6 protein-coding genes are annotated in these 4,228 nt (G+C 73.1%); 4 read left to right on the top strand and 2 right to left on the bottom strand.

What is annotated here, in order from left to right; all coding sequences use genetic code 11:
- Positions 1 to 592, top strand: a 592-nt coding sequence (gene coaE / locus GT042_RS22965; RefSeq protein ID WP_161310617.1) for a dephospho-CoA kinase, incomplete at its 5' end; no start/stop codon positions are given.
- A gap of 49 nt (positions 593 to 641) precedes the next feature.
- The gene (locus GT042_RS22960; protein WP_161310616.1) at positions 642 to 1,046 is read left to right on the top strand and encodes a tetratricopeptide repeat protein; all 405 of its coding nucleotides are present in this window, start codon (positions 642 to 644) and stop codon (positions 1,044 to 1,046) included.
- 58 nt (positions 1,047 to 1,104) lie between these two features.
- Here GT042_RS22960 and GT042_RS22955 read toward each other — a convergent pair whose 3' ends face one another.
- Positions 1,105 to 1,359, bottom strand: a complete 255-nt coding sequence (locus GT042_RS22955; RefSeq protein ID WP_161310615.1) for a DUF6343 family protein — start codon at positions 1,357 to 1,359, stop codon at positions 1,105 to 1,107.
- A gap of 154 nt (positions 1,360 to 1,513) precedes the next feature.
- Here GT042_RS22955 and GT042_RS22950 point away from each other — a divergent pair, with 154 nt between their 5' ends.
- Entirely contained in the window at positions 1,514 to 1,954 is a 441-nt protein-coding gene (locus tag GT042_RS22950) for a DoxX family protein (RefSeq protein ID WP_161310614.1), read from the top strand.
- A gap of 36 nt (positions 1,955 to 1,990) precedes the next feature.
- Here GT042_RS22950 and GT042_RS22945 read toward each other — a convergent pair whose 3' ends face one another.
- Positions 1,991 to 2,332: a hypothetical protein gene (locus GT042_RS22945; protein ID WP_202533518.1), complete on the bottom strand. Its 342-nt coding sequence runs from the start codon at positions 2,330 to 2,332 to the stop codon at positions 1,991 to 1,993.
- Between the two features lie 211 nt (positions 2,333 to 2,543).
- Between GT042_RS22945 and GT042_RS22940 the strand changes: the two genes are divergently transcribed.
- Entirely contained in the window at positions 2,544 to 4,055 is a 1,512-nt protein-coding gene (locus GT042_RS22940) for a carboxylesterase family protein (protein ID WP_161310613.1), read from the top strand.
- Positions 4,056 to 4,228 lie beyond the last annotated feature (173 nt).

Below are 4,228 nucleotides of genomic sequence, written 5' to 3'. Positions count from 1 at the left end.
CGCGGGCAAGAGCGAGGTGTCGCGGCTGCTGGCCGGTTACGGCGCCGTGGTCATCGACTCCGACCGGATCGCGCGCGAGGTCGTCGAGCCGGGCACCCCGGGGCTGGCCGCCGTCGTCGCCGCCTTCGGCCCCGGCGTGACCACCGCCGACGGGGCCCTGGACCGCCCGGCACTCGGCGCGATCGTCTTCGGCGACCCCGAGCGGCTCAAGGCGCTGAACGCGATCGTCCACCCCCTGGTCCGTACCCGCTCCGCCGAGCTGGAGGCGGCGGCGGGCGCCGACGCGATCGTCGTCCACGACGTGCCGCTGCTCGTGGAGAACGGCATGGCACCCCTGTACGACCTGGTGGTCGTCGTGGACGCGTCGTCCGCGACCCGGCTCGACCGCCTCGTACGGACCCGGGGCATGACCGAGTCCGAGGCGCGCAAACGCATGGCGGCGCAGGCGACACGCGAGGAGCGCCGCGCCGTCGCGGACGTCGTCATCGACAACGACGGCCCGCTGGAGAAACTGGAACCGCAGGTCCGCAGGGTCTGGGAGAGCCTGACGGAGCGCGCGGCGGCGTCCGGCCGGCGCGGGAGAATGGAATAGCACCGCCACGCGTGGCGTTGAAGCCGCGCAGCTAGGGAAGGATGCGACCGTGCCCGAGAGCCCGGAGACCCACGTCATCGACTATCGCGCGGCCGAGCAGCTGCTGGCGGCGCGGGATCCGCGCGGGGCCGTGAAGCTCCTCGACTCGGTGATCGCGGCCCACCCGGAGAACACCGCGGCTCGCCTGCTGCGCGCTCGCGCGTTTTTCGCGGCGGCCCAACTGCGCCCGGCCGAGCTGGAGTTCGAGCTGGTCCTGGAGCGCGAGCCGGACAACGCGTACGCGCACTTCGCCCTGGCCAGGACGTACCAGCGGTCGGGCCGCCCCGATCAGGCCACCCGGCACTTCCGGCTGGCGGCGGCGCTGGACCCGAAGCCGGAGTATCTGAAGGCGGCCCGGTTCGACAGCGACGCGCGGGATGACGCGCGGGACGCCGATTCGCCCGACGCGCAGTGACACCGGCCGCGGTGGGTACCGGAGCGTAACCGCACGTCACCATAGGGTCGCCGATGAGTCAGAGGCCCCGAGGCCGGCCGTACCGGTCGTCGCGGTCCGTTCCGCGCGCTCTGCGCCTGATCCGCCAGAGGACCACCCCCAGGTCGGCCAGGACGGCCAGCAGCAGCAGGCCGCACGCCAGCGACCAGCCCATCCGCCCGGCGACCGCGAACGCCACCGTGCCGAAGACGGCCCAGATCACACCCCATATGCTCAGCCAGAACCGCATCCGCAGCGCACTGCGTGCGGTCCTCGGCTCACTTCCGGCGCGCATATCTCGCACCTCCCGAGGTGGGTCTACCCGCCGGGGCGGCCCCTGACCCCGACCACGGGGAAGAGTGTGGGCGACGAGCGATGAGTTCCGGCGCGGCCTTCCGTCTACCTCTCGACAGCGCCACCGGGCGCTCGACCAGACGGAGGAAACCACCATGTCAGAGGCCCTGAACCCGACCTCGGCCACGTCCTACGAGCCGTCCCGGCGGGCGCACCTCACGGTACGCGGACTGGAGATCGTCCTGGCGCTGTTCTTCGGGATCGCGAGCGCCGCTCCCAAGCTCGTCGCGCACTCCTCGGCGGCGGAGTCCTTCGACACCATCGGTTTCGGTGACTGGTTCATGTACCTGGTGGGGGCCCTGGAGCTGGCCGGGGCCGTCGCGCTGCTGATACCGCTGCTGTCGGGGGTGGCCGCGATCGCCTTCACCGGTCTGATGATCGGCGCCTTCGTCACCCAGCTGACCGTCTTCGACGGCGAGAACCTGCTGACGCCGGTGATCCTGGCCGTCCCGCTGGTCTTCATGGCCGTGGTCCGCCGGCCCCGTACGGCGGAGCTGGTGGGGCTGGTCCGCCGGCGCGTGGGCGCGGCGCACTGAGCCTGTGCCCGGACGGCTCCGGTGGACCGGCGCGGCTCAGTGCACGAACGTGTAGCTCCGCCAGGGGGCGGCGCCGGGGGCGATCACGTCGCTCAGGGTGGTGGCGATGTACGTGGTGCTCTTCCCCGAGCAGTCCGGGGTCAGGTACATCCGCATGTCGACGAGGGTGCGGTTCGTGAGGTCGACGGCGCCGCCCGGCACGAGCCGGTGGCAGCCGGTGACCAGCGGGTTCGACACCTGGACCTCGTGCCGGTTCTGGGACTCGTACACGATCGTGCCCACCGAGGTCCGGCCGAGGCCGGAGCAGCCGGCGACGGCGAAGGTCAGGAGCACGGCCCCGGCGGCGATGCCGAGGCGCCGGTGATCGGTCACGGACATGGGCGGTCCTCGTCTTCAGTTCGGTACGGGCGTCGGGTTCGGTGCGGTACGCGCGTCGCGTGCGGTCCGGTGCGTGGGCAGGTGCTCGTCACACTGCCGGATCCCGGGAGGAGCGGCACCAGATGTGCGGCCGGCCGGGCTACGGACCGATTCCCGGTCCCGGCCGTCCCATCCGGGGCTCCGGCGTCCGCCGCCGGGGTACATCACGCGTATGGAACCGCTGTGCACGACCCGTCAGGGGCAGGTCCGAGGCCGTGAGTCCGTCACCACGGGTGTGACGTCGTTCCTCGGCATCCCGTACGCGACCGCGCCCCGGTTCGGTCCGCCCGGGGCCGTCGAGCCGTGGGAGGGGGTGCGCCCCGCCGTCACGTACGGCCCGACCGCGCCGAAGGCGCCCTACGCACCGCCCCTCGACGCGCTCCTCCCGGAGAACGTCGTCCCGGGCGCACCGGGGGAGTCGTGCCTCAACCTGAACGTCTGGACCCCGTCACCCGGTCCCGGCGCCCGGCTCCCGGTCATGGTGTGGGTGCACGGCGGCGCGTTCGCCAACGGCTCCGGTTCCACCTCCGCGTACGACGGGACCGCGTTCGCGCGGGACGGCGTGGTGTGCGTGACCCTCAACTACCGGCTCGGGGTGGAAGGTTTCTGCCATCTGGACGGCGTGCCGGACAACCGCGGCCTCCTGGACCAGATCGCGGCACTGGAGTGGGTACGCGACAACATCGCTTCCTTCGGAGGCGACCCCGACCGGGTCACGGTCTTCGGGGAGTCGGCCGGGGCGATGAGCATCGGTGTCCTGCTCGGGATGGAGCGGGCGAAGGGCCTCTTCCGGCGGGCGATCCTCCAGAGCGGCGGCGCCCACCACTTCCTGCCCCCGGCTTCCGCACGGCTCATCACGGCGCGCCTGGCGGCGAAACTGGGCGTCGCCCCCACCGCAGAGGGCCTCGCCGGGGTGCCCGCCGCCCGGCTGCTCCCCGCGCAGGCCGAGCTGCGCGCGGAGATCGTGGCCCGCCCCGACCGCGCCCTGTGGGGCGAGGCCGCCGTCAACATGATGCCGTTCGAGCCGGTACGGCCCCGGCGGATCCTGCCGGGGCCCGACTGCGGGGTCGACCTGCTGGTCGGCAGCAACCGTGAGGAGTACCGGCTCTTCCTGGTGCCGTCAGGACGCCTGGAGCTGCTGACGTGGGCCAGGCTGCGCGCGACCGCACGCGCGTACGGCCTCGATCCGGGCCCGGCGCTGGCTCTGTACGGGGAGGGGCGGGCCGGGGCGACGCCCGGCGAGCTGACTCCTGGCGAGCTGACTCCTGGCGAGCTGACTCCCGGCGAGCTGTACGACGCTCTTGTGACGGACTGGTTCTACCGGATCCCGGCGATCCGGCTCGCGGAGGCGGTGCCGGGCTCGTACGTGTACGAGTTCGCCTGGCGCTCCCCGCGCTTCGGCGGCCGGCTGGGCGCCTGCCACTCCGCGGAACTGGGCTTTGTGTTCGACCGGCTGCGCGACCCGGTGTACGCCCCGATGCTCGGGGAGGACGCGCCGCAGGACGTGGCCGACGCGATGCACGGGGCGTGGGTGGCGTTCGCGACGACGGGCGATCCGGGCTGGCGGCCGTACGACCGGGACACCAGGACGACGATGGTGTTCGGGGCGGAGGGCGCGGCGGTGGCCGAGCCGGTCCTGGATCCGGGGGCGGCGACCAGAGAGATCTGGGAAGGGTTGCGCTGACCTGCGGAGAAGCCGCTCGGCGGCCGGTTGTCAGACCCCCCGCCTAGACTCGCAGTCAGTCGGATCTTGCCGTCGGATCGTGGGGTGGGAGGGAGTGGGGACCATGGAGCGCATCGCCCGGACCGCCGTGCGGCCGCCCGCCCGCGCGCCCCTGACGGGCTGCGGCGCCGGTG

Source organism: Streptomyces sp. SID3212, assembly GCF_009865405.1.
Taxonomy (GTDB): Bacteria; Actinomycetota; Actinomycetes; order Streptomycetales; family Streptomycetaceae; genus Streptomyces.
Note: the sequence above shows the minus strand (reverse complement) of the source record. Positions and strands in the feature narration are given on the sequence as shown.